At 28.1% G+C, this 4,237-nt stretch carries 5 protein-coding genes; all 5 read left to right on the top strand.

Annotated elements, in window-relative coordinates; genetic code table 11:
* The first annotated feature begins 513 nt into the window (after positions 1 to 513).
* The 5 genes from sfsA (at position 514) to KQI30_RS17445 (ending at position 4,088) form a co-directional block, all read left to right on the top strand.
* Positions 514 to 1,203 (top strand): DNA/RNA nuclease SfsA, encoded by a 690-nt coding sequence (sfsA, locus tag KQI30_RS16555; RefSeq protein WP_216464452.1) that lies wholly within the window; start codon positions 514 to 516, stop codon positions 1,201 to 1,203.
* Between the two features lie 23 nt (positions 1,204 to 1,226).
* Positions 1,227 to 1,397, top strand: a complete 171-nt coding sequence (locus tag KQI30_RS16550) for a hypothetical protein (protein WP_216464451.1) — start codon at positions 1,227 to 1,229, stop codon at positions 1,395 to 1,397.
* A gap of 558 nt (positions 1,398 to 1,955) precedes the next feature.
* Positions 1,956 to 2,138 carry a hypothetical protein gene (locus tag KQI30_RS16545; protein WP_216464450.1) on the top strand — a complete coding sequence of 61 codons (183 nt, stop codon included), beginning with the start codon at positions 1,956 to 1,958 and terminating at the stop codon, positions 2,136 to 2,138.
* Positions 2,139 to 2,514: 376 nt separating this feature from the next.
* Entirely contained in the window at positions 2,515 to 3,453 is a 939-nt protein-coding gene (locus KQI30_RS16540; protein ID WP_216464449.1) for a GNAT family N-acetyltransferase, read from the top strand.
* Positions 3,454 to 3,962: 509 nt separating this feature from the next.
* Complete coding sequence (locus tag KQI30_RS17445; protein ID WP_301281841.1) at positions 3,963 to 4,088, top strand: hypothetical protein; 126 nt, start codon at positions 3,963 to 3,965, stop codon at positions 4,086 to 4,088.
* The last annotated feature ends 149 nt before the right edge of the window (positions 4,089 to 4,237 follow it).

The raw sequence follows: 4,237 nt of genomic DNA, 5'->3' as shown, positions 1-4,237 counted from the left end.
AAGGGTAGCAAGTAAAAGATCGCATGCGCCAGATCGTACATACGCCTTTAGGCGTAGCTAGTGGAAAAGGGCTACGCCCGAAAATGAAAAACCTCCGGCTAAGCCGGAGGATAATTATTTTATATAAGTATATTAGAAAATGATAAAAATAATTTTAATGATGTAATAGAAGATAATATAAAAATACTATATGAAATTAGTGAGAATTAAAAATAGAAAGGGCTTTAAGTACTAATTTAATAGTGCAAGCCCTTTTTAGTATTAATTAAATTTCTTTTTACCTTGAATTTCAGGAACGGGTTTCATATCATTTTTTGGTGTTGGTTTATATCTTTTGCTTTCATATGAAGCTGGTTGATCTGATTTAGCCATTTATAATCACTCCTTTACTTAGATATATAATTATTTTTTCACAGAGTTATTGAGGATTATACATTTTAATTATGGCTTATGTTGATAATAATAATAATTTTGTAGTAATCTAGAAGTATAAATATATGTAAGGAGAAAAATATGAAAATTGAAGACGTAGTAGCAGCAGAGTTTGTTAAGAGACCTAACAGATTTCAAGGATATGTAAAGTTAAATGGTGAAGAAATAAAAGTAGCAGTTCCGAACACCGGTAGATGTAAAGAAATTTTAGTAGAAGGTACAAAGGTAATACTGAGAAAAGGTAAAAATCCAAAAAGAATTACTCCATATGATTTAATTGCAGCATATAAGGGAGAGAAGTTAATTAATATAGATTCGCAAGCACCAAATAAAGTAGTATATGAAGCATTACTTAATAAGAAGATACTAGAATTAAAAGAATACACTATAATTGAAAGAGAAAAAACATATGGAGAAAGTAGATTTGATTTTAGATTAAGTAATGAGGATGGAGAAGTATATTTTTTAGAAGTTAAAGGTGTTACTTTAGAGGAAAATGGATATTGTAAATTTCCAGATGCACCGACAGAAAGGGGCGCAAGACATTTACTAGAATTAGTATCAGCTAAGGAAGAAGGTTTTGGAGCTGGTGTAATGTTTTTAATTCAAATGGATGGGATGAAGGAATTTTCTCCTTATGATGAAAGAGATCCTAAGTTTGGAGAAGCACTTAGAAAAGCAAGTAGAAAAGGTGTAGATATATTTGCATATCAATGTAAAGTATGTGAAAATGAACTTACATTAAGTAATAAAGTAGATATAAAACTATAATTAGAGAAGGGGAATACATTAAGATGTTGAAGTATGGGTATAATTGCAAACATTGCAAGGAATATAGAGAAAAAACTTGTGATGGTACAGCAAGTGATTGTATGTGTAGAAGATGTCCAAGAAACTTAGGACAATGCTTAACTGTGAGATATTGCAGAGAAACAGAGTCAGTTTTAATGGAAGAATATGATTAAAAAAGCAGGACTATAAAATATATATTTTAAGTTCTCAGATATATAGAGGGAGGTGTCGCATTAACAAATGAAAAGTTGTTAGCGATACCTTCTTTTATTATGGTACAATTTCAGTGCACAGTTTCGGTTAGGGAAAATATTATAGTCCTTAGGGCGCGAGAGTTACAATTGTGCTAATAGATATATTTAGTGCATATATAAAACAATTATATTTAAGTGTTGTTTGCATAAATCATGAGCTTCTAGTTCAAGCTATATGAAGGTACAACTTTCATTAGTCAACCGTAATAGTTTTATATCAAATATAAATATCTTATGGAAACTCACTCACTATATACCCCAAAATGTTCCACTTATAATTTCATCCACCACTGTGCACTGATATATCCCTGTTCCTTGCATATGTGACCTGAACTTCTATTTTGCTAAAAAATTGCCGTACTCTGATCTTACTCCTTTGGGTTACAATCTCTTTTTAGAGAAAATTTTATATAAGTAGTATTAAAATTTATAAGATGGATAATATAAATAATAAATATCACTATTTGGAGGATATATATGGTTTCATCAGAATTAAAAATGAGAGTTGCACAAAATTGTCCTGGATATAGAAATGTTTATCCATCATTCACATCAAATATACTTAGTAATGAAAGTTGTGATAGTTGTGCAAATTATGTAAGAGGAAAATGTATAAAAGATTTATTTGACGAGATTAAAAAAAATATATCTATAAATTGAAAAAAATTCGAAATATGAGGATATACTATAAAAGATTTTGTTGCAAAAAAAGAATAAATATGCTATAATGAAAACGTAAACAGAAAATGTTTACACATCAAGGTTTATAAGGGTTAGTACTAAGGTAAGAGCGTGTTCAGGGAACGATTAGGGAATGTTAGATGTTAAGTTCTAGTAAGTTCAGTGAGAATCGAGGGAGAAACGGAAATAAACCTCGATTATACATATGTGAAAACGTTATATGTAAGGGAAGTATAAAATTCATATATGTAATGAAAAAAGGGGAACGAAGTAAAGCTACAACTGTAGGGGGTTGTAGCTTTACTTATTTTTGTTATTATATATGTAAAGGCTATGACGGTGGAGTGATACAAATATGGAATTTATAAATGGAAAATTAGATGTTGCTTGTACAAATAGAAATGAATATATAATAAGAGACGATGTGGGAATAACGCTAGGAAGATTATTTTTATTAGATATAGACGATAGTAATAAAAACTGTATTGTAAAAATAAAAATATATAAAAAAGATAAGTATAGTGTTGTACTTAGTATGGTATTGGAACAAATTATAGATAAATTCTTTACTGAAATGAAATTATTTAAAATACAATTGATAGTAGATGAAGATATACCTATAGAGGAACTTGTGGATTTAGGATTTAATTTAGAGGGAGTTTTATATAATAGTCTTGTATTAGGAGAAGAAAGAGGAAGTCAATATATATTCTCAATAGAAAGAGATAATTATAATAATGGACTAATAAGAAATCATGTTTTATTAAGTGGAAAACATATTGATTTAAAATTACTTACTCCTGAATATGCGGAGGACATGTGTACATATTACATTAATAATAAAGAGAGATTAAGAGAATTTGAACCTGCACGTAATGAAGATTTTTATACTGAACGTTCTCAAAGAAATATATTAATTGAGGGATATAAACAATACTTGAATGGTATTAGTATAGCATTTGGGATATTTAGAGATAGAGAATTAATAGGTAGGATACAGTGTTCTAATATAGTTGAGGGGATTTTTAAAAATGGAATAGTAGGATATTCTATAGATAAATATCATGAAGGAAAAGGGTATATGAAAGAAGCTTTACAATTATTTATTGAGTATGCTTTTGAAGAAATGGAGCTTCATAGATTAGAAGCATCGGTATTAGTAGATAATGAAAAATCTAAAGGGGTATTAAAAGCGTGTAATTTTAAAGAGTTAGGATTGAATGAAAAGTATTTATATATTAATGGAAAGTGGAGAGATCATATTACATACTATTTAATTAATAGTAATATGTAAGTACATCTTATAATATAAGAGGCTGTTGCACTAGAAGTGTGGCAGCTTTTTCAGTTCTGGGGGGAAGGGGTATTCTAGTGTTCATATAGTATGTATATTTAATATAAAGCCAATTAATTTAAACTTGTAAAAGTTGTACTTTCATGAAGTTTGAAGTGAAGTACTATATTTATAGTAAAAGTGAAAACATGTTTATAGATGAGAAAATATGATATTTGCATAGAAGAGGAAAGTTAATTTACATTAAGTGATGCAAGTTTGTTATATTTATTTTGACAAAAGAAAATATTATTAAGAAATTATTAGTTATTAATGTGATATTTTTATATGTTACATAAGGCATAAAAACTATAAATAAAGTTAAATGTGATAATCTAAATAGCATATATTAGATAACTAAATTCCATTTTTATATATAAATAGACATTATTATTACATGAATTAAAGAACACTATATCTGGTGTGTCTATATAAGAATTAGTGAGATATAGTGAGAAAGAGATACATATATGAATATAAATTGTGAAAATGAAGATGTTTTAAAAAAAGAGTATTTAATAAGGCTATATAATAAGTCTTGTCGCTGCGAGAGAGCAGCAACGAAAAAGAAAAAAGTTGTTGACAAGATTCGATAACTTTGATATAATAAATGAGCGTCGCAAGAGAGCGACAAATGATCTTTGAAAATTGAACAGAAGAAACATATAACCAGTTAAATCTTTTAATTGACTCATATATATGAAGTCAGCAAACTAGTACTAAGCTAGTAAATCAAACTTTTTAA

Source organism: Clostridium bornimense, assembly GCF_018917145.1.
Lineage (GTDB): Bacteria > Bacillota > Clostridia > Clostridiales > Clostridiaceae > Clostridium_AN > Clostridium_AN bornimense_A.
The sequence above is the reverse complement of the archived record's forward strand: the minus strand, read 5'-3'. Positions and strand labels throughout refer to the sequence as shown.